Genomic DNA, 20,682 nt, shown 5'->3' on the forward strand with positions numbered 1-20,682 from the left:
CTCCACTCCACCGCACCGCTCACCTCACCTCACCGCACTTCACCTCACCCAAGGAACTTTCATGCACGACGAACTTTTCCCCGGCCTGCGCCGACGCGGCTTCCTCGCCGCCACAGGTGCCGTCACGCTCGGCGCGCTCGCCCTGACCGGGTGCGGCGGGAGCGGCGGTACGGATGCCCAGGCGGACGACGGCGACGGCAAGCCGAAGCGCGGCGGGCGGCTGCGGGCCGCGTTCGCGGGCGGCGGTGCCGGCGAGACGCTCGATCCCCACCTGGCCAATCTGTTCGCCGACGTCGCCAGAGCCAAGGCGCTGTTCGACAAGCTCGCCGACTACGGGGCCGACCTGTCCGCGCAGCCGCGCCTCGCCGCGAAGTGGGAGTCGAACAAGGCCCTGGACCGCTGGCAGGTCACCCTGCGCGAGGCCACCTTCCACGACGGCAGGCCGGTCACCGCGAAGGACGTGCTGTACAGCTACCGCCGTATCGCCGACCCCGAGAAGGCCTTCCGCGCCAAGGCTTCCCTGGAACCCATCGACCTGGACGCCAGCCGGGCCACCGGTGAGCGGGGCATCGAGTTCGTACTGAAGCGGCCGACCGCCGAATTCCCCAATGTACTGGCGGCGTTCGGCGCGTACATCGTGCCGGAGAACGCCGGGAAGAACGCCACCGACTTCGACAAGAAGCCTGTCGGCTCCGGTCCCTTCCGCTTCGTGTCGTTCTCCCCCGGCCGCTCGGCCGTCCTCCGCCGTTACGACGCCTACTGGGAGGGCGCCCCGCACCTCGACGAACTCGAATTCGTCGTCGCCAACGAGGAGTCCGCCCGTGTCAACGCGCTCCTCGGTGGCCAGGTCGAGTACGCCCATGAGCTGAACCCCACCACCGCCCGTGCCCATGAGGGCAAGGGGCAGATCGAGATCGTCCGGCTGCGCAACAGCGCCATGCAGGCGTTCTGTATGAAGACGGACCGGGCGCCCTTCGACGACAAGCGGGTGCGGGAGGCGTTCTTCCTGATCGCCGACCGTCAGGAACTCGTCGACGGGGCACTCTCCGGCGCCGGCGTGGTCGGCAACGACCTGTTCGGCAAGGGCTACGAGTACTACGCCGCCGACCTCCCGCAGCGCGAGCAGGACCTCGACCGGGCCCGGGCCCTGCTGAAGCAGGCCGGTGCCGAGAAGCTGAAGGTCTCGCTGGACACCTCGGCCGTGGCAGCCGGGTTCATCGAGGCGGCCGGCATCTTCCGGGACCAGGCCGCGAAGGCGGGCGTCACCATCGACGTGAGGACGGGCAGCAAGGACTCGTACTGGAGCGACATCCTCGACTCCGGCACCCTCGCCTGTTACCGCTCCGGCGCCATGCCCATCGAGGCGCACCTCTCGCAGCGGCTGCTCACCGACTCCACCACCAACGCCACCAAGTGGCGGCACAAGGACTTCGACGCGCTGTACCAGCAGGCACAGTCGACGCGGGACAAGACCGAGCGGGCCGCCGTCTACGAGCGGATGCAGCGTCGGCTGTACGCCGAGGGCGGCTTCCTGATCTGGGGGTTCGCCGACTGGATCATCGGAACGGCCAAGATGGTGAAGGGAGTTGAGGCCAAGGCGCCCGCCAACACGCTCGACTGGGCACGCTTCGACAAGGTGTGGCTGGCGTGAGCGGAGGCGGTCTTCGCTCCTTCGTCGCCCGGCGGCTGCTCCTCGGCGTGGCGCAGACCGTAGCCGTCGTGCTGCTGGTCTTCGCGCTCACCGAGGCGCTGCCGGGCGACGCCGCCGTCGCCCTCGCCGGCGACCAGCCCGACCCGGCGCGCATCGCCGCCATCCGCGAGTCCATGCACCTCGACCGGCCGGTGCACGAGCGGCTGGCCGACTGGGCGCTGGGCCTGCCGCACGGCGACTTCGGCACCTCCCTGACCTCCGGCCGCCCGGTCGGCCGGTACATCGCCGACGGCTTCGGGCCGACCCTGCTGCTGGCCGCGCTCACCGTGGCCCTGCTCGTGCCGATCGGCTTCGGCCTCGGCGTACTGGCCGCCCGCCACGAGGGCGGACTCGTCGACCGGCTGATCAGCTCCCTGACACTCGCCGTGTACGCGGTCCCCGAGTTCGCCCTCGGTGTGCTGCTGGTGACCGTGTTCGCGCTGAAGCTGGGCTGGCTGCCGCCGACCGCCGTCGGCTACGGCACCGACCTGCTCGCCCACCCGGCCGCGCTCGTCCTGCCCGTCCTGGTCCTGCTCTCCCGGCCGGTCTGCTCCCTCGTCCGCCTGGTCCGCGCGGGCATGGTCGACGCCCTCGCCTCCCCGTACGTCGCCCACGCCCGCCGGTACGGCGTCCCGGGCGCCCGCGTCCGCTACGCCCACGCCCTGCCGAACGCCCTCGCCCCGGCCGCGCAGCAACTCGCCCGCACCGTCGACTGGTTGCTGTGCGGCGTCATCGTCGTGGAGGCCCTCTACGTGATCCCCGGTCTCGGCACCGTCCTCCTCAACGCCGTAGCCGAACGCGACGTGCCCGTCGTCCAGGGCCTGGCCGTGGTCTTCGGCGTCCTGACCGTCGTCCTCAATCTGGGCGCGGACGTGGTGGCCCGGCGGCTGGCACCCCGGGCGGGGGTGGCGGCGTGACGGCGGGCGCGGACATCAGCGCGGCCGACACGGGCCCCGTCTCCCCTTCCCGGCGGCGGCGTACGGGCCGTTTCGCGCTCGGCGTCACGATCATCGCCGTACCTCTCCTCCTCGCCCTCCTGGGACCGGTGTTCGCGGGTGAGCCGGGGGCGCGGTCCGCTTCCTTCACGCTCGGCGACGGGCACTGGCTCGGCACGGACTTCGTGGGCCGGGACGTATGGCGGCAGGTGCTGCACGGCGGCCGACCGGTCGTCCTGACCGCGCTCGGCGCCGGTGTCCTGGCCTACCTCGTCGCGCTACCTGTGGGTCTGTTCGCCGCGCTGACGCACCGGCGCTGGCTGGAGGAACTTCTGATGCGGCCCCTGGACGTGCTGATCGCGATCCCGTCGCTGCTGCTGATCCTGCTGGTCGCCTCCGTGTTCACCCCGGGAGCCATGGGCATCGCCCTCCTCGTGGCGCTGGTCAACGTGCCGGACGCGGCCCGCCTCGTGCGCGCCGCCGCCACGGAGGCCGCCGCCCGTCCGGTCGTCGAGGCGCTCCGTCTGCAGGGCGAGAGCTGGTGGCGTACGGCCGTCGGCTACGTCGGCCGCTCCATCCTGCGCACCCTCGGCGCCGACGCCGGCACCCGGCTGACCGGTGTGCTGTACCTGGTCGCCACGGCCGCGTTCCTCGGGGTCGGGGTGGCCCCGGACGCCGCCGACTGGGCGGTGATGGTCGACCGCAACCGCACGGGTCTGTTCGTGCAGCCGTGGGCCGTGGTCGTACCCGCCCTGCTGATCGTCGCCCTGACCACGGGCACGAATCTCCTCTTCGACGCCGCGCTGGAGAAGCCCGGCGGACGCGACGGGAACGGCCGGCGCGGCGAGCGCCGGGTACGGAAGGAACGACGGTCGTGAAGCGGTTCGACGACGAGACCGGCCCGGCCGCCCCGGCACCCCTGGCACCTCTGGCCGAGATCACGGATCTACGGGTAGAGGTGGGCGGCCGGGCGATCGTCGAGGCAGTGAGTCTGCGGGTGCTGCCCGGCAGGATCACCGCACTGGTGGGTGCCTCGGGGAGCGGGAAGACGACCACGGGGCTGGCCCTCCTCGGTGAGTTCCCGGCGGGCGCACGCGTCACCGGTGACGTCCGCGTGACGGCGGCCGACGGCCTCGTCGGATACGTGCCCCAGCATCCGGCGGCCGTCCTCAATCCCGCCCGCCGGATCACCGCCCTCCTGAACGACATCGCCCACGCGCGGGTACGTCACCTGCCCCGTGGCGCCCGCCGAGCAGCGATGCGGGAACGCGTCCTGCACGCCCTGACCGATGCCCAACTCCCCTCCCCCGCGACCCTGTTGCGCCGCTATCCGCACCAGCTCTCCGGCGGCCAGCAGCAACGTGTCGTCCTCGCCCAGGCCCTCCTGCTCGGTGCCCGGGTCATCGTCGCCGACGAGCCCACCACCGGCCAGGACGCGCTGACCAAGAGCCTCATCGTCGAGCAACTGGCGGCGGTCGCGGCTCAGGGCATCGCGGTCGTCCTGCTCAGCCACGACCTCGACGTCGTCCGCGCGCTCTCCGACGAGGTCCACGTCATGCGAGCGGGGCGCGTCGTGGAGTCGGGCCCGACATCGCGGGTGTGGTCGGCACCCCGACACGAGTGGACCCGCCAACTCCTCGCCGCGCAGCTGTCGTTCACGGGGACGGCCGGGGGCGCGGAAACAGGGCCGGGAGCGGGCGCGGAAACGGGGTCACCCGGAGGGACGGGGTCACCCGGAAGGACAGGGTCGGGCGACCGGAGCGGATCGGCGGCCGGGCGAGCCGCACGCCCCGTGGTGCGCGTCCGCGACCTCATCGCCCGCCATCGCGACGGATCACGCGGCACGTCGGTGACCGTGCGAGTGCCCGAACTCGCCCTGTACGCAGGCGAATCGATGGCCGTCGTCGGCCGTTCGGGCAGCGGCAAGACCACGCTCGCCCGCTGTCTCGCCGGGCTCCATCGCGATCACGACGGCGCGATCCTCCTCGATGGCAGCCCCCTGCCGCACAGCCTGCGCGACCGCGGCCGGGGGCAGTTGGCGGCGGTCCAGTACGTATTCCAGGACGCCCGCGCCGCCTTCGACGAGCACCGCCCGGTTCTGAGCCAGGTCGCCCGTACGGCGGTTCGGCTGCGCGGAGTCGACGCCGCTGCCGCCGAGACCGAGGCCCTGACCACCCTCCTTCGTCTGGGCCTCCCCCAGGAACTGGCCCACCGCCGCCCCGCCCGGCTCTCCGGCGGCGAACTGCAGCGCGCCGCCCTGGCCCGCGCCCTCCTCGCCCACCCCCGCGTCCTGATCTGCGACGAGATCACCTCGGGCCTCGACACCGTCACCCGGCGCGGCATCCTCGACGTCCTCACGGGTCTGCTGGGCGACGGCCACGGCGACGGCGACGGCGGCAGTCACAGTGGCGGACCGGTAGAGGGAGAGGGCCCGGCCCTGGTGCTGATCACCCACGACCTGGACACCGCTGCCGTCGCCCACCGCATCGCGGTCATGGATGCCGGGGAACTGGTCGAACAGGGACCCGCCGAAAGGGTTCTCACAGCGCCGCAACACGCCTTCACCGCCTCGCTCATCGCCACGACGACACGGGCAGCCCGTCCCACGATCTCTCCGCATGCGGACGTGTGACACAGGCAGCGGTATGACGAGCGCGAACCGATCGCACACGCGGCGCTCTTGGCGGGTCGGAGACGTATCGGTACGTGAGTACGCGCGTCAAGCCGACCGGCATCGGCCTCGAGAAAGTTGTGGTGGGTGTCGTCGTCCGGCCATCCGACCGGGGTCAGGGCTCGCCATTCGCCCGTGCGTACGGCGGCGGCAGCCGACAGCACGTGGCCGCCGGGGTCGACGACGTAGTTCCGTACGCAGTACGGGGATCCGGCGATGTCCGCCTCCGTGAGGTCGGGCAGGGCCGCGCGGAACGACGCCATCAGGTTCTCGTCGCGCAGGGCGATACGCCGGCCGGGCTGCGTTCCCACACCGTTTCTAGGGACTGAGCGGGAGTGAGTCCTGTTGCCAGGTCTCATGCTCGGCCGAACGCCCCGGACGGTGTTGGGCGTTCTGGTCGCCCGCGTTCACTCCGCAACCGGGCAGCACGGATCGTGTCCGTGGTCCGGGAATGCGGCGGCGGGGTTCCTCACGCCCAGGAACACCTGGTCGGGCCTGGACGGTCCGATGCCCCACCGCATCACTCCGGTGCTGTGGGGGCGGTGCCGTCCGTCGCCGGATCGGGTGTTGCTGGGCGCGACTTCCGATCGCCACGGCGGCAGCGTCGTGGCGGGTGGTCTGACGGGTGGTGCTGGTGAGGGGCTTCTGCCAGTGCTGGGCACCCCAGCGGCTGGTGTAGGCCGGGTCGACGGCAATGACAGCGATACCGGTGGCGTCGGCCATCGAGGTCAGTCGGGCGCGGAGTTTGCCGGTGGGCATGCCGGAGATCAGTTGGCGGAAGCGTGTGCGGCGGCCGTGTTTCTCGCGGGTCTTCTCGGCGGCGAAGTCCAGGTCCTCCACCGCGACCGCCTTCACATCACAGGTACGGGCCCAGTGCAGGAGGCGGGTGAGGGCGTGGCGGACCTGGGCGTCACGGTGTCCGGCGGTGCCGGTCAGGTCGTGGAAGAAGCGGCGCGGGCTGCCGGTCGGGTTGCCGTGGATGTCCAGGCGCCAGGCGGCCAGGTGGTCGGCGTTCATGTCCACGCCGACCACACCGTGGGCGAGCGCGGCGTCCATCGGGACGGTCTGTGCGGTCGGAATCTGCCAGACGGCCGTCAGGTACCAGCGGTCCCGGCCGGTGTCGTAGTGGATGCGACAGGCGATCGCCCGGTCGGTGGCGACGCGGTCCGCCCACTCGCCGCCCCGGTGCGCGAACGCGACCCGGCAGGCCAGGACGTACCGCCCGTGCGGGACGTTCGCCAGATGTGCGAGCGGCGCGGGGACTTTGATACTCGCTTCGCCGTCGGGGCTGATGCGGATGGTCTCGTTGCCGGAGCGCTTGCCGGACTCCCCGTCCCGCCTGACAGAACCAGCGCTCCGCCTCCCACCGCCCACGCCACCCGGACTCGGACAGCCCGGCCGCCTCCAGGTGGTGCCGGGAGCGGGCCAGACGCTTGCCGCCGCGCACCACGTGCACGACGCCCGCCTCACGGTCCGCCCGCGCGGCAGCCAGCCGGTCCTCAAGGACCCGCAGCCGCCTCGACTTCGCATGCCACTCCCGCCGGGACCGGCAACCCCCCGGCGCCTTCTTCGTCCCCTTCTGCACGACCGGCCGGGACAGCCGGTCCTCGTTGGTGCGAACACCGGCTTCCAGGCCCTGGATGTGCGCGAGCTGGCAGCGCCGGGCCAGCGCCCACTGGTCATGCGAGGCCTTGGTGATCGCCCCCGCCCACCGCGACGACGACAGCGGCGTCAGCTCCCGCTTACGCACCGCCCACGCCTGACCGGAATGCTCCAGGCCGACCCGGCACCGCGCCTTGAGATCCTTCGAAGCCAGCGACCCCAGATGTCCGCCGACCTGGCGCAGCGCCTTCTCATCGTCCGGCGTCAGCTGCTTGAGGCGGGTTCGCACGGCCACACCACTCGGACCGGACGCGACGAACGGCGCGGCGATGCTCCTCAGTCCACCCACTCTGTCACTCCCGCCCGGCCCCACCCGAAGAACCCTGTCGCCATGGAAAACGAGCGCCACCCACGAAGGTCACGCATTCGATGAGAGAACGTCAGTTCCCCGCTGAAACCGACACCACCACCGAGGCGCGTGACACAACACAGACCAGCAGCACTCACTCCCGCTCACCAGAACGCACTTGAACGCACTCCATCGGCAGCAGTTCCACACCCTCATCAGCCAGACGGCGTCGAGGCCCGGCAGCGCGACCTCGTCCCAGACCTCGCCGGGCACGTCGCCGAGGGTGACGCGGCGTCCGTACCGTTCGCTCAACTCCCGTAGCCAGACGAGGGTGTTGATCTCGTAGATCACCGTCATGGCAGGCGTTCCTCCCTCGCGGCCGCCGGGGCGCGGCGTCCGCGTCGGTGTCGGCCGCCGCTGCCCCGGGGCGGGCAGGGGCGGGTCGCGAGGGCGGCGGACCATACGGAGGCGGGCGGCACCGTTCCGTGCGGACCGGGTTTTCCGGTCGACCGGTCGCGATGCCGCCCGCGGGTGGGTCAGACGATCTCGACGAGCAGGTCGCCGCCCTCCACCTGCTGGATCTTGTTGATGGCCAGGCGGGACACCCGTCCGGCCTTCGGGACGGTGATGGTGGCCTCCATCTTCATGGCCTCGATGGTGGCGACCGTCGCACCGGCCGCGACCTCGTCGCCCTCGGCGACCGCGAGGGTGACCACGCCGGCGAACGGGGCGGCGACATGGCCGGGGTTGGAGCGGTCGGCCTTCTCGGTGACGGGGATGTCGGAGGAGGCGGCCTTGTCGCGGATCTGGATGGGGCGCAGTTGGCCGTTCAGCGTGGACATCACCGTGCGCATGCCGCGTTCGTCGGCCTCGCCGACGGCCTCCAGGCCGATGAGGAGCCGGACGCCGGGCTCCAGGTCGACGGCGTACTCCTTGCCGGGACCGAGCCCGTAGAAGAAGTCCTTGCTGTCGAGGACGCTGGTGTCGCCGTAGGTCTGGCGGTGGGTCTCGAACTCGCGGGTCGGGCCGGGGAACAGCAGCCGGTTGAGGGTGGCGCGCCGGTCCTTCTCCAGTCCGGTACGGTCCTCGGCGTTCAGGTCCTGGACGGGCTTGGCGTCGGCGCGGCCCTGGAGGGCCTTGCTGCGGAACGGCTCGGGCCAGCCGCCGGGCGGGGTGCCCAGCTCGCCGCGCAGGAAGCCGATGACGGAGTCGGGGATGTCGAACCGGTCCGGCGTCGCCTCGAACTCCTCGGGGGCCACTCCGGCGCCGACGAGGTGCAGCGCGAGGTCGCCGACCACCTTGGAGGAGGGGGTGACCTTCACCAGGTGGCCGAGGATGCGGTCGGCGGCGGTGTACATCGCCTCGATGTCCTCGAAGCGGTCGCCGAGGCCGAGGGCGACGGCCTGGGTGCGGAGGTTGGAGAGCTGGCCGCCGGGGATCTCGTGGTCGTAGACACGGCCGGTGGGTGAGGCGAGGCCCGCCTCGAACGGGGCGTAGATCCGGCGGACGCTCTCCCAGTAGGGCTCCAGGTCCCCGACGGCTTGCAGGTCGAGGCCGGTGGGCCGGTCGGAGTAGTCGGTCGCGGCCACGATCGCCGACAGCGACGGCTGCGAGGTGGTGCCCGCCATGGACGCCACGGCCCCGTCGACGGCGTCGGCGCCGGCCTGGATCGCGGCGAGGTAGGTGGCGAGCTGGCCGCCCGCCGTGTCGTGGGTGTGAATGTGCACCGGCAGGTCGAACTCGCGGCGCAGCGCCGTCACGAGCTTCGTGGCGGCCGGGGCGCGCAGCAGTCCCGCCATGTCCTTGACGGCCAGCACGTGGGCGCCCGCCTCGACGATCTGTTCGGCCAGCCGGAGGTAGTAGTCAAGCGTGTAGAGCTGCTCGCCGGGGTTGGAGAGATCGGAGGTGTAGCAGAGGGCGACCTCGGCGACGGCCGTCCCGGTGGCCCGTACGGCGTCGATGGCGGGCCGCATCTGGCCCACGTCGTTGAGCGCGTCGAAGATCCGGAAGATGTCGATGCCGGTCTCGGAGGCCTCCTGGACGAAGGCGTCGGTGACCTCGGTCGGGTACGGCGTGTAGCCGACGGTGTTGCGGCCGCGCAGCAGCATCTGGAGGCAGATGTTGGGCGCGGCGGCGCGGAAGGCGGCCAACCGCTCCCAGGGGTCCTCGGCGAGGAAGCGGAGGGCGACGTCGTAGGTGGCGCCGCCCCAGCACTCCAGGGAGAGCAGCTGCGGCAGGGTCCGGGCGACCACGGGGGCGACGGCGAGCATGTCCTTCGTACGGACGCGGGTGGCGAGCAGCGACTGGTGGGCGTCCCGGAAGGTGGTGTCGGTGACGCCGATGGTCGGGGACTCGCGCAGCCAGCGGGCGAAGCCCTCCGGGCCGAGTTCGACGAGCTTCTGCTTGGAGCCGGCCGGGGGTTCGGTGACGGTGGGCCGAGGCAGCTTGGTGGACGGGTCGATCAGGGCGGGCCGCTCGCCGTGCGGCTTGTTGACCGTGACATCGGCCAGATAGGTGAGCAGCTTGGTGCCCCGGTCGGCGGAGTGCCGGGAGGTGAGCAGGTGCGGGCGCTGCTCGATGAACGACGTGGTGACGTTACCCGACTGGAAGTCCGGGTCGTCGAGGACGGCCTGCAGGAACGGGATGTTCGTGGCCACGCCCCGGATACGGAACTCGGCGACGGCGCGCCGGGCCCGGTTGACGGCGGTGGTGAAGTCCCGGCCCCGGCAGGTCAGTTTGACCAGCATCGAGTCGAAGTGGGCGCTGATCTCCGTACCGGCGTGGGTGGTGCCGCCGTCGAGGCGGATGCCGGAGCCGCCGGGCGAGCGGTAGGCGCTGATGCGGCCGGTGTCGGGGCGGAAGCCGTTGGCGGGGTCCTCGGTGGTGATACGGCACTGGAGGGCGGCGCCGCGCAGCGTGACGGTCTCCTGGGAGAGCCCGAGGTCGGCGAGGGTGGCCCCGGCGGCGATGCGCAGCTGGGACTGCACGAGGTCGACGTCGGTGACCTCCTCGGTGACCGTGTGCTCGACCTGGATACGGGGGTTCATCTCGATGAAGACGTGGTTGCCCTCGCGGTCGAGGAGGAACTCGACGGTGCCCGCGTTGCGGTAGCCGATCTCCCGGGCGAACCGTACGGCGTCGGCGCAGATCCGGTCGCGCAGGGCCGGGTCGAGGTTCGGGGCCGGGGCCAGCTCGATGACCTTCTGGTGGCGGCGCTGCACCGAACAGTCGCGCTCGAAGAGGTGGATGACGTCGCCGTGGCCGTCGGCGAGGATCTGCACCTCGATGTGGCGGGGCTCGACGACGGCCTTCTCCAGGAAGACGGTGGGGTCACCGAAGGCGGAGGCGGCCTCGCGGGACGCCGCCTCGATGGACTCGCGCAGCGCGGCGGGGTCCTCGACGCGGCGCATTCCGCGTCCGCCGCCGCCGGCGACGGCCTTGACGAACACGGGGAAGCCGATGTCGTCGGCGGCGCGGACCAGTTCGTCCACGTCGGTGGAGGGCTCGGAGGAGCCCAGGACCGGTACGCCGGCGGCGCGGGCGGCGGCCACGGCGCGCGCCTTGTTGCCGGTCAGCTCCAGGATGTGCGCGCTGGGGCCGACGAACGTGATGCCCGCCTCCTCGCACGCCCGGGCCAGCTCGGGGTTCTCCGACAGGAACCCGTAGCCGGGGTAGACGGCGTCGGCGCCCGCCAGCCGGGCGGCGCGCATGATCTCCTCGACGGAGAGATACGCCCGCACGGGGTGCCCCGGTTCGCCGATCTCGTAGGCCTCGTCGGCCTTGAGCCGGTGCAGCGAGTTGCGGTCCTCGTGGGGGAAGACGGCGACGGTCCGCGCGCCCACTTCGTAGCCGGCGCGGAACGCCCGGATCGCGATCTCGCCTCGGTTGGCGACCAGTACCTTGCGGAGCATTCCCGTTCCCTTCGGCCTGCCTGGTGAGGAACACCATGGTCGCGGCAATGCGGCCGACGTGCCATGAGAGTCCCGTCACTGACAGGTGATCGGAGGTCTGGCCTACGTGACGGAGCGGGTGCGGGCCGCGCGGGCCCGTGCAGGTTGTACGGCCCGGGCTCGGGGCTCGGCCGGACCTCTGTCAGCTCCGCACCGCGAACTGGCTTCCCGTCTTCTCGCCGTCGTCCGTCACCGCCGCGGCCACACACCGGAAGACGCGCAGCCCGTTGTCCCACTCGACCGCCGACGGCGGGACGACGTCGACGTTCCACTCGTCCGCGACGTCACGGCCGCCGGAGGTCATCGTGGCGGCCATGACCTTCTGCGAACAGAGCGCCTTGACGTCCGGATGTCTGACCAGGTCGCGCGCGTTGTTCGTCATGCCGTCCTTCGGCAGCGGCGCGATCGCGAAGGTCTCCCAGACGTGCTTGGTCTGGCAGTCCGCACGGCTGACGGTGACGATGCCGGAGATGTCGACGATGCCGCTCCAGCACTCCGGGGTCGCGACGCACCGGCCGCCCACGCCGCCGACGTCCGCGGCGGGGCAGTTCTCCGTCGTGGTCGCCACCTCGAACCCCGAGGTGCCCTTGCCGTCGGCGGTGGCACCGGTGGACGGCGTGGCCGTCGAGGAGGAGTCGCCTCCCCCGCTGTCCCTGTCGTCGTTCTGGTACGTCACCACGGTGACCGACACGCTCACGGAGACGGCCACGGCCGCCAGTACGGCGATCACGGCCGGCCGGCGCCGCGCCACGCCCTTCCGCCCGCCGTCGCCACCGGGCCCGGGAACGACGGTGGTGCCGCCCGCCCCACCCGGCCCGGGCACCACGGTGCTGCCGCCCCCGCCCGTGGGCGCGTCCCCGTACGGCGACTGCGTCGTCGCGGGCGGCGTGTCACGGTACGGCGGCATCGTCGTGGGCGGCGCGCCCCGGTACGCCGGGACCGTCGTCATGCTGGGCGGCGGTCCGAAGCCACCGCCGCCGCCTCCCAGGTCGACGGTGTCGAGGTCGACCCCAGCGAGGGCGTCGCGGAAGGCGCCCGCGTCGGAGAGGCGCCGGGCGGGGTCGGACGCGAGGGCGTGGCGGAGCGCCGAGTTGAAGGCGGGCGGCAGTCCGGGGAGGTCGGTGTACGGCCAGGTGTGGCGCACGATCAGTTCGGCGAGGCTGAGCTGGGTGCCGTCCTCCGGGTAGTGCGGCGGGCGGCCGCACAGCAGGGCGTAGACGGTCGCGGCCAGGGAGTACACATCGCCGGCCGGGCTGGGGTCCGCCATGTGGAAGGCCTCGGGCGGCGCGTACGCGGGGGTCAGCGCCTCCCGGGTCACGGACAGTTCGCGGCCCGGCCGGGGCATGGCGGCGAGGCCGAAGTCGGTGAGGGCGACGCCGCCGTACCGGTTGACCATGACGTTGCCGGGCTTGATGTCGCGGTGCAGCACCCCGGCGGCGTGGGCGGCGGCCACCGCGTCCGCTAGGCCCACACCGATGTCGCGTGCCTCCTTGGCCGGGAGCGCGCCCTGCCGGTGCAGCCGGTCGCCCAGGGAGCCGCCGGGGCACAGCTCCAGCACCATGTAGGGGCGGCTGTCGGCGAGGACCCCGGCGTCGTACACCGGGACCACGTGGGGGTGGCCGGACAGTTGCCCGGCGGCCGTCACCTCGCGCAGGAAGCGCTGCCGGTCGCGCGGTGTGGTCAGCACCCTGCTGTCCACCTTCAGCGCGACCTCCCGGCCCACGGCCAGTTGCCGGGCCCTGTACACCGTGGCGAATCCGCCCTGGCCCAGGACTTCCTGGATCTCGTAACCCGGCAGGTCCGTTCTTTCGGGCCCCATGTTGCCGTACCCCCAGCGCACAGCCCCGGTCAGGACGTCCGACCGAGGTGAGGCGAGACTCTAGCCGAGGCCGGTGACACCGGTACGCCGGGTTCGTCCACCGGGCACCACCGTCGTTCGGGCCGGCGGACCGAGGTCCCCTTCGAGGACGGTCCGGCTGATCGGAGGGCGGTCCCAGCGGGCGAGGATCTCGTTGGCCAGGTCGACGATCGCGGCCCCGGCGTCAGGTCCACCGCGATCCGGTCGCCGCAGCCGTTGTCGCCGACGACGATCCAGCCGGGCGAGCCGACGGAGGGGCCGGCCGTACGCCGGGCGAGCCCACCCCCGCTCAGGGCCGGCACAGCGCCCCCACAGGGTCGGTTAAATCGTTTCATTCACCAGGATTCGAAGTGCGTCCCACCCATTGACCGGATTCGACGCGGAACCCTAACCTCCGGGCAATCGCATTGAAACCTTTCATGAACGGTCGTTCTCACCGGCCGACCTCATCGACATCGACCCGAAGGTGCACCATGGCGCGGGACTTCTCACGGCGAAGACTTCTCCAGCTGGGCGGCACCGCAGCCGCCTCCGTCGTCCTGTCCGGGCCCCGGGCCTTCGCCGCCCCCGGCCCGGCAGGCACGATCGGTGCCGCGGGGAAGCCGCCCGCGCCCACCGGGATGCTCACCGATCTGCTGCCGCGGGCGCTGGGCACGAGTGCCGGACACAAGCCTCGCTTCAGCTGGCAGGTGCCCGACTTCTGTGCCGGTACCGTGCAGCACGCCTACCAGCTCCAACTGGCGGCCACCCCGGGCGGTTTCCAGGACGACGAGCTGGTGTGGGACTCCGGGAAGCGGAAGTCCGCCGACTCCACGGCCGTACCGTACGGCGGACCCGCCCTGCAGCCCCGTACTGCCTACTGGTGGCGGGTCAGCAGCTGGGGTGAGCGGCGTTCGGCCTGGTCGGAGCCGACCCTGCTGGCCACGTCGGTCGAGGACGAATGGGAGGCGAAGCCTATCTGGGCACCGGCCGGGCCGGTGATGACCGACGGCACCCTCACCGTCCGCGTGAAGATCAGCGCCGTGGCCGCCGGGCTGTGGTTCCGGGCCACGAACACCGCCAACAACTACATGTGGCAGCTGCGCGCGGGCACCACCGGTGTCCTGCGCAAGCACGTCTGCGTGGGCGGCACGTACACCGTGCTCGGCGAGGTGAAGCTGCCGTTCGCGGTCACCGCCGGGGAGTGGGTCGACCTCGGCGTCACCATGGCGGGCGCCACCTTCACCACCACCGTCAACGGCACCGTCGTCGACACCACCACCGACAGCCGCTACGCCTCCGGCAACGTCGGTCTGCGCAACGGCAGCACCGAGTCCCAGGTCTACGACCGGGTCACCTTCACGGCCGCCGACGGCACGGTCCTCCTCGACGACGACTTCGCCTCCGACAAGGGCACCTTCGCCACCGGCACGGTCGCCGGCGGCGTCCTCACCTTCCCGGCCGGCGCGTCCTCGCTCTCCTCCTACGGAGCCGACGACACCTGGGCGCTGCTGCGCCACGAGTACGACACGGCGGCCGGCAAGGAGATAGCCGCGGCGATCCTCTATGTGGCGGCCACCTCGCCCGATCCGGCCCGGCAGTACGTCGCGAAGGTGTGGAGCAACGGCACGACGGTCGGTTACGCCTCCGTCCGCTCCGGCGAGGGGACCGCCTACCAGGCCTTCGACGTGACCTCCACGCTGCGTGCCGACGGCAGGGCCAACGCGCTGGCCGCACTGTGCTGGACCACCTCGCAGCAGAAGTTCCTGGCCCAGCTGGAGATCACGTACACCGACGGCAGCCGGTCGACCGTCGCCTCCGGGGACCACTGGACGGCGCGCCGCCAGGCCGGGTTGCTGCCGTCGAAGGGCAGCGCGGGCAGCAGCTACTTCACCGTTCCGCAGGAGTACTGGGACCTGCGCCGCGAGCCGGTGGGCTGGACCAAGCCGGGCTTCGACGACGGCGACTGGCTCAAGCCGGTCGTCCGTACGGCGATCGACGGTCTCGTCCCGGCCCTGATCGAGGCGATACGGCCGCACGACGTCACCCCCGCCTCCGTCACCCAGGTCGCCGACGGACGCTGGCTGGTCGACCTCGGCCGGGAGATCGTCGGCGGGCTGGCCCTGGAGGTCACCGGCGGCGCGGGCGACACGGTCGAGGTGCGGCTCGGCGAGGAGCTGAACGCGGACGGCACGGTCAGGTACCAGCTGCGCGCCACCAACGCCTACCGCGAGGTGTGGACCCTGCGCGACGGCGAGCAGCGTGTCGAGCACTGGGGCTACCGCGGCTTCCGCTGGGCCGAGCTGCGCACCACACTCGACCTGTCGAAGGCGGTCGTCACCGGCCGCGCCTGGAAGCTCGACTGGGACGACTCGCACGCCTCGTTCCGCAGCTCCGACGCCGACCTGGACCGGGTGTGGGAGCTGTGCCGGTACTCCATCGAGGCCACGCGCGGCGACCTCTACACGGACACGCCCACCCGCGAACGCGGCCCGTACGAGGGCGACGCGCTGATCAACCAGCTCTCCGAGTACGGGGTGCAGCGCTCGTACGCGCTCGCCCGCTGGTCGAACGACTATCTGGTCCGGAAGGGCACCTGGCCCACCGAGTACCGGCTGATGTGCGCGATCTCCGCGTGGGAGGACTACCTCGCCACCGGCGACGACCGGCAGCTCGCCAAGGACTACGACCTGCTGACCGCCAAGAACCTCACCTCGTACCTGGACTCCGACGGGCTGGTCCGCAAGGCGCCCGGCGGCACCAGCCAGAACCTCGGCGATCTGGTCGACTGGCCGACAGCCAGCCGTGACGGTTACGTGTTCACCAACGTCAACACGGTCGTCAACGCCTTCCAGTACGCGGCCTTCGAGGCGCTCGCCGAGTGCGCCGCGGCCCTCGGCGAGGACGCCGACGCGACCGCCCTGCGCGGCCGGGCCGACACCCTCGCCACCGCCATGCGCGCCACCCTCCTCGACGGTGCGGGCGGGCGGTTCCTCGACGGCGTCGGCACCACGCACAGCGCCCAGCACGCGACCGCCTTCCCGGTGGCGCTGGGTGTCGCGGACACGCTGGACGAGGAGGTACGGGCCAGGCTGGGCGACACCCTGGCGGCGGGCGGCATGAAGGTGAGCGTGTACGGGTCGCAGTTCCTGCTCGACGCGCTGTTCCGGCTGGGCCGCTCCGACGCGGCGCTCGCCCTGCTCACCTCCACGGCCACCAACTCGTGGCTGCACATGCTGGACGCGCTCAAGGCGACCGTCGTCACGGAGGCGTGGGACCCCGCACTCAAGTCCAACATGACGCTCTCCCACGCCTGGGCGTCCGCGCCGGCCAACGCGGTGGCCCGGCACATCCTCGGCGTGCAGGTCAGCGAGCCCGGGGCGGCCGGGTTCCGGATCCGGCCCAGGACCGGGTCCCTGACCGAGGTCGAGGGGACGGTGCCCTCCGTGCGCGGGCCGGTCTCGGTCCGGGTGCGCCGCTCCGAGGACACGCACGCGACCCGGGTGACGGTGCCGCCGAACTCCCGTGCCGTGCTGGAGGTGGAGATCGGGGACGCCGACCCGGAGACGTACCGGGTGAACGGCACCACGCCCGGCGGGCAAGGTCGGGTGGAGGTCGAGTCGTTCACCGATCTGACGGGCACGGTGCTGCGGATCGGACCGGTGGGATCGGGCACGACGGAGGTGCGACGCGCGGCCTCCTGAGCCGCGGGTGGGGCGGATGTGACCGATAACCCGGAACGTGAGCCCATGCTGAGCTAGCCTCAGTTTTCTGGGGGCGAACTGATGTACGCCAAAAATCACTTCGGGGGTGTTGTGTCAGAGCAGCGGCCGGTGCCACCACGTGCGACGGCGGACAGGGCCGCGGCGCTGCGAGAGGCGGGGGCGCTGCCCCTGCGCCCCGGCGACCCGGACCGTATCGGTCCCTATGTGCCGGTGGGATTGCTCGGGAGCGGCGGGATGGGGCGCGTCTATCTGGCGCGCCCCACGGACGGCGGCCCCGACCTCGTCGCGGTGAAGGTGATCAGGCCCGAGTACGCGGAGGACATCCGGTTCCGCCGCCGGTTCGAGCAGGAGGCGTCGGTGCACAGCCGGGTGCGGACGCCGCGCATGCCGCGCCTGGCCGGCACGGGCTTCCGGGACGAACTGCTGTGGATGGCCACCGAGTATCTGCCGGGGCTCGATCTGGCGGCGGCCGTGCACGAGGACGGCCCCTTGTCGGCCGTCGCCGTCCGGCGGCTGGTGGCGGAGCTGGGGCCGGCCCTCGCCGATCTCTCCGCCGCGGGGATCGTGCACCGGGACCTGAAGCCGTCCAACGTCCTGCTGTCCGCCCGGGGCGCGCACGTCATCGACTTCGGTATCGCGAAGGCCGCCGACGCGAGCGCGATCACCGGCACGGGCAACCGGGTCGGCACCCCGGCCTACATGTCGCCGGAGTATCTGCGGACAGGCACCTGCGACACGGCCTCGGACGTGTTCTCCCTGGCCTGCACCCTGATCTTCGCGGCGACCGGCAGCGCGCCGTTCGGCGACGGCACGGGCGTCGACGTCATGCACCGGGTGGCGTTCGAGGAGCCCAACCCGGAGGTGCTCGCCGAGATCTCGGCGGCCGACGCGAGGCTCACCGCACTGCTCTCCGCCTGCCTGGCCAAGGAGCCCGGAGATCGGCCGACGCCCGAGCAGTTGATCGAGGCCGCCCCGTCCGGCTCCCCGGGGTCCGAGGCGACCGGACCGTCCGGGACGTTCGGCTGGCCCGACCCGCTGGGCGGCAGAGTGCTGGCCCGGCAGCAGGCGTACGAGGCGCTGTGCCGGCTCCCCCTCGAACAGCCCGGCCCCGAACCGCGGGGGAAGGCCCCGGCCGCCGTCGCCGCGTCGCCGGGTCCGTCCGCCGACGCCTCGGCACAACCGTTACCCCCGACGCCGCCCGGCACCCGGACCCGCCGTAGGCGCGTGCTGATCGGAGCCTCCGGTCTGGCTCTCTGCGTCGCGGCCACCGGTGTCGTCGTACTCACCCTCCGAAGCCCCTCCACCACCACGGCCTCGCCGCAGCGAGGTATGACGAAGTCCGCCGACGCACGGCCCGGCGACGCCGCCTCGGGGTCGGCGACCGCGGGCTCGAACGGTGCGGCGGCGGCCCCGGACGGCGGATCGGGGGTCTCGGAGGTGTCCGGCAAGGACGACCGGGACGCGGTCGACGACGGCCCCCCGCGCCCCGACGAGTCCGGTTCGGGTTCCGGTTCCGCGAGCGACGACGAACACGCGGACTCCTCCGCTCCCGCCACCGAGACCAGCGCGCCCACCGAGCCCACGGCGAGCCCGACCGACGAGCCCACCGAGCCCTCGACCCCGGCCTGGCTCTCGGAGTGCACGTACTACTCCGGCAATGGGCGCACCCGTCTGGGGAACAGCGGCAAACGCGTGGTGCAGGTCCAGTGCATGCTGACCAGGCGCGGGTACGGCGTCGGGGACGCGGAAGGCGACTTCGGGACCGGGACGCAGGACGCGGTGCGGAACTTCCAGAGCGACAAGGGGCTGGACCCCGACGGCGTCGTCGCGCAAGGCACCTGGGCGGCGCTGCGCGGCACGGACTGACCTCTCGGTCCGCCGGCGTCCGCCGGGCAGCCCGGGCCGCGCCTCGGTCAGTCGACGAACAGCCCCCGCGCCGCGGCCCGCGCGTCGAACTCCTCCAGGTGGGCCTGGGCGTCCGGGAGGGCGTCGCACATCGCCTCCAGGAGGACCTGGCCCAGCAGCATGGGGGCGCTGACGGTGTCGAAGACGAGGCCGGTGCCCACGGCGGCGGGGAGCAGCAGGTCGCTGTGGGCGGCGACCGGGGCGAACGTGCCGTCGGCGACGGTCACCACGGTCAGGCCGACGGCACGGGCATGGGCGAGGGTGTCGAGGAGTTCGCGCGGGTGGCGGGGCAGCGCGAAGCACAGCAGCGCGCTCGCGCCGGCCTGCTGGGCCGCGTCGACGCGGTCGGCGAGCAGTGAGCCGCCCTCGTCGAGCAGCCGTACGTCGGTGTGGACCTTCGCGGCGAAGTAGGCGAAGCCGCGGGCCTGGGCGGCGGAGGCGCGCAGCCCGAGCACCGGCAGGGGCCGGGAGGCGGCGAGCAGACGGCCCGCGCGTTCGACGGGTTCGGGGTCGGTGAGCAGGGACGCCAGGTGCCGCAGGTTGTCGATCTCGGCCTGGACGGCGCGCTGGTACGGGTTGGCCGACCGTCCGTCGAAGCCGTGCCCGGTGGGTGCGACCGCCCGCAGGTGCTCGCGCAGGGCCGGATAGCCGTCGAAGCCGAGGGCGACCGCGAAGCGGGTCACCGACGGCTGGCTGACCCCGGCCAGGTGTGCCAGTTCCACGCTCGACAGGTAGGGCACGTCCGCCGCCTGCCGGACCAGGCAGTGCGCGATGCGGCGCTGTGTCGGAGTGAGCCGACGGCCTTCGAAGAGCTGCTGCAGCCGCGCGGCCGCGCCGACTCCGCCAGTTCCCTCGGTGCCGACTCCGCCACGTCCTTCGGTGCCGACTCCGCCACTTCCCTCGGTGCCAGCTCCGCCACTTCCTTCGGTGCCGACAACGTCAGGTCCTTCGGTGCCGACAGCGTCAGTCATCTGGTCCCCCAGCCGGTCGTCGTGCTCGGTCCCCTCCCCCTGCCCGGCGGGGTGGCCGGTGCGTGATGCCGGGCAGGAGTGGGGGCGACGGTGATGGCGTGACCGAGCCGGTCAGCTCACGAGGCCGGTGGACGTCAGCCAGTCCTCGGCTACGGCGTCCGCGTCCTCCTTGTCGTTGACGAGCTTCTTCATCATCTCCAGCAGGTCCTCGGTGGTGAGCTTGGCGGAGACGGCGTTGAGCGCCTCCTTGGCCTTGTCGTTCACCGCGTCCTTGTAGACGAGGGGCGTGACGTTCTGCGAGGAGAACAGGTTCTTCGGGTCCTCCAGGACCACCAGCTTGTCCGCGACGATGGCGGGGTCGGTGGTGTACAGGTTGGCGGCCTGCACCTTGTCGTCCTTCAGCAGCTTCACCAGGGTGGTCTGGGCACCCGCGTCGAGCGGCTGGAACTTGCCGAAGTCCACGCCGTAGACCTTCTTGAGGCCGACGCCGCCCTGGGTACGGGTCTTGAACTCCGACCCGGCCCCGAGGGTCATGTCGCCCGCGACCGGCTTGAGGTCGGCGAGCGTCTTGAGGTTGTACTTGGCGGCCGTCTCGGCGGTGACCGTCACCGAGTCCTTGTCCTCGGCCGCGGCGGAGTCGAGGATCTCCACGGACGACGGGAGCTTCTCCTTCAGTTCGGCGTTGATGTCCGCGGTGCTGGTCGCGGTGCTGTTCTTGTCGACCGCCACCGACAGCAGGGCGCCGTTGTACTCGGGGAAGACACCTATGCCGCCCTTGACGACCTGGTCGTAGTAGACCTCGCGGGCCCCGATGTCGAACTTGCGCGTCACCTTCAGGCCCTCGCTCTCCAGCGCCTGCGCATAGATCTCGGCGAGCAGCTGGTTCTCGGGGAAGTTCGCCGAGCCGACGACGATGGTCTTGCCGCCGCTGTCGCCACTGCTGCCGGTCAGCGGGTTGTCGTCGCTGTCACCGCCACCGCCACAGGCCGTCAGCGTGAGTGCGGTGATCAGACCGAAAGCGGCGCCTCTGTACATGCCTCGCATGGG

The 20,682-nt window shown here is 72.2% G+C and carries 10 protein-coding genes and 3 pseudogenes; 6 read left to right on the forward strand and 7 right to left on the reverse strand.

Annotated elements, in window-relative coordinates; all coding sequences use genetic code 11:
- Positions 1 to 61: 61 nt before the first annotated feature.
- Genes OG202_RS05930 through OG202_RS05945 form a run of 4 tightly spaced genes read left to right on the forward strand, consistent with a single transcriptional unit; the run spans position 62 to position 5,257 of the window.
- Positions 62 to 1,651, forward strand: coding sequence for an ABC transporter substrate-binding protein (locus OG202_RS05930; protein ID WP_328222431.1), 1,590 nt, complete (start codon positions 62 to 64; stop codon positions 1,649 to 1,651).
- Positions 1,648 to 2,607, forward strand: coding sequence for an ABC transporter permease (locus OG202_RS05935; RefSeq protein WP_327731073.1), 960 nt, complete (start codon positions 1,648 to 1,650; stop codon positions 2,605 to 2,607). The genes OG202_RS05930 and OG202_RS05935 overlap by 4 nt, the downstream gene beginning before the upstream one ends.
- Before the next feature lie 14 nt (positions 2,608 to 2,621).
- Positions 2,622 to 3,503 (forward strand): ABC transporter permease, encoded by an 882-nt coding sequence (locus tag OG202_RS05940; protein ID WP_327732338.1) that lies wholly within the window; start codon positions 2,622 to 2,624, stop codon positions 3,501 to 3,503.
- The gene (locus OG202_RS05945) at positions 3,500 to 5,257 is read left to right on the forward strand and encodes an ABC transporter ATP-binding protein (RefSeq protein WP_328222434.1); all 1,758 of its coding nucleotides are present in this window, start codon (positions 3,500 to 3,502) and stop codon (positions 5,255 to 5,257) included. Before OG202_RS05940 ends, OG202_RS05945 begins: the two co-directional genes overlap by 4 nt.
- Before the next feature lie 357 nt (positions 5,258 to 5,614).
- Here the strand turns inward: OG202_RS05945 and OG202_RS05950 are convergent.
- The 5 genes and pseudogenes from OG202_RS05950 to OG202_RS46430 form a co-directional block, all read right to left on the reverse strand.
- Positions 5,615 to 7,247 (reverse strand): annotated as a pseudogene (locus OG202_RS05950) (IS200/IS605 family accessory protein TnpB-related protein).
- Between the two features lie 204 nt (positions 7,248 to 7,451).
- Positions 7,452 to 7,604 (reverse strand): annotated as a pseudogene (locus tag OG202_RS05955) (alpha-amylase); the annotation flags it as partial.
- A 179-nt stretch (positions 7,605 to 7,783) separates the two neighbouring features.
- Positions 7,784 to 11,158 carry a pyruvate carboxylase gene (locus OG202_RS05960; RefSeq protein WP_327731071.1) on the reverse strand — a complete coding sequence of 1,125 codons (3,375 nt, stop codon included), beginning with the start codon at positions 11,156 to 11,158 and terminating at the stop codon, positions 7,784 to 7,786.
- A gap of 181 nt (positions 11,159 to 11,339) precedes the next feature.
- Entirely contained in the window at positions 11,340 to 13,016 is a 1,677-nt protein-coding gene (locus OG202_RS05965) for a serine/threonine-protein kinase (RefSeq protein WP_327731070.1), read from the reverse strand.
- Positions 13,017 to 13,225: 209 nt separating this feature from the next.
- Positions 13,226 to 13,306: pseudogene (locus OG202_RS46430) on the reverse strand (SMI1/KNR4 family protein); the annotation flags it as partial.
- Between the two features lie 222 nt (positions 13,307 to 13,528).
- Here OG202_RS46430 and OG202_RS05970 point away from each other — a divergent pair.
- Together OG202_RS05970 and OG202_RS05975 are read left to right on the forward strand one after the other, a co-directional pair.
- The gene (locus tag OG202_RS05970; protein WP_327731069.1) at positions 13,529 to 16,738 is read left to right on the forward strand and encodes a family 78 glycoside hydrolase catalytic domain; all 3,210 of its coding nucleotides are present in this window, start codon (positions 13,529 to 13,531) and stop codon (positions 16,736 to 16,738) included.
- 81 nt (positions 16,739 to 16,819) lie between these two features.
- A complete protein-coding gene (locus OG202_RS05975) occupies positions 16,820 to 18,625 on the forward strand; it encodes a protein kinase domain-containing protein (protein WP_328222437.1) in 1,806 nt (601 codons plus the stop codon).
- Positions 18,626 to 18,672: 47 nt separating this feature from the next.
- Here OG202_RS05975 and OG202_RS05980 read toward each other — a convergent pair whose 3' ends face one another.
- On the reverse strand, positions 18,673 to 19,635 hold the full coding sequence (locus OG202_RS05980) for a MurR/RpiR family transcriptional regulator (protein WP_327731067.1): 963 nt from the start codon (positions 19,633 to 19,635) through the stop codon (positions 18,673 to 18,675).
- Positions 19,636 to 19,746: 111 nt separating this feature from the next.
- A complete protein-coding gene (locus OG202_RS05985; protein ID WP_326585948.1) occupies positions 19,747 to 20,670 on the reverse strand; it encodes an ABC transporter substrate-binding protein in 924 nt (307 codons plus the stop codon).
- Between the last annotated feature and the right edge of the window lie 12 nt (positions 20,671 to 20,682).

This window comes from Streptomyces sp. NBC_00310, from assembly GCF_036208085.1.
Taxonomy (GTDB): domain Bacteria; phylum Actinomycetota; class Actinomycetes; order Streptomycetales; family Streptomycetaceae; genus Streptomyces.

Coding starts and splice junctions, on each gene's coding strand:
- OG202_RS05975 (WP_328222437.1), top strand. CDS start 16,820: ATGTACGCCAAAAATCACTTCGGGGGTGTTGTGTCAGAGCAGCGGCCG.
- OG202_RS05930 (WP_328222431.1), top strand. CDS start 62: ATGCACGACGAACTTTTCCCCGGCCTGCGCCGACGCGGCTTCCTCGCC.
- OG202_RS05970 (WP_327731069.1), top strand. CDS start 13,529: ATGGCGCGGGACTTCTCACGGCGAAGACTTCTCCAGCTGGGCGGCACC.
- OG202_RS05960 (WP_327731071.1), bottom strand. CDS start 11,158: ATGCTCCGCAAGGTACTGGTCGCCAACCGAGGCGAGATCGCGATCCGG.
- OG202_RS05980 (WP_327731067.1), bottom strand. CDS start 19,635: ATGACTGACGCTGTCGGCACCGAAGGACCTGACGTTGTCGGCACCGAA.
- OG202_RS05965 (WP_327731070.1), bottom strand. CDS start 13,016: ATGGGGCCCGAAAGAACGGACCTGCCGGGTTACGAGATCCAGGAAGTC.
- OG202_RS05985 (WP_326585948.1), bottom strand. CDS start 20,670: ATGTACAGAGGCGCCGCTTTCGGTCTGATCACCGCACTCACGCTGACG.